The sequence below is a fragment of the Xanthovirga aplysinae genome (assembly GCF_009711365.1).
In the GTDB taxonomy this organism is placed as follows: Bacteria; Bacteroidota; Bacteroidia; order Cytophagales; family Cyclobacteriaceae; genus Xanthovirga; species Xanthovirga aplysinae.
Genome location: NZ_SMMB01000070.1, coordinates 1 through 272 on the forward strand (window position 1 = coordinate 1; position 272 = coordinate 272).

Annotated in this window: 1 protein-coding gene; it reads left to right on the plus strand. The window is 40.4% G+C overall.

What is annotated here, in order from left to right; all coding sequences use genetic code 11:
* Positions 1–272: hypothetical protein (locus E1171_RS23000; protein ID WP_187696077.1), on the plus strand; the 272-nt coding region annotated here is incomplete at both ends.

Consider the following 272-nt stretch of genomic DNA (forward strand, 5'->3'; position numbering starts at 1 on the left):
AACCCTTATTTGGCGGTGGACACCAGTACTGATGCTAACAAATTAAGAATAGGGGCAAGGGGGCAGGATATTCTTTATGTTTCTGCAAGTGGTGACTTGGGTAAATTAGGGATTAATGTAGAAACTCCTCAGGAAGCACTGGATATAAATGGTAATGTTAAGGTTAGCGGACAGGGGAGGTTTGGAAGACTTGTAATTCGGGATGTAAATATAGGGGATGATTCAGGTCAAGTCATAGATTTTAAATATGATGGTAAGCTCCACTTTAGTCA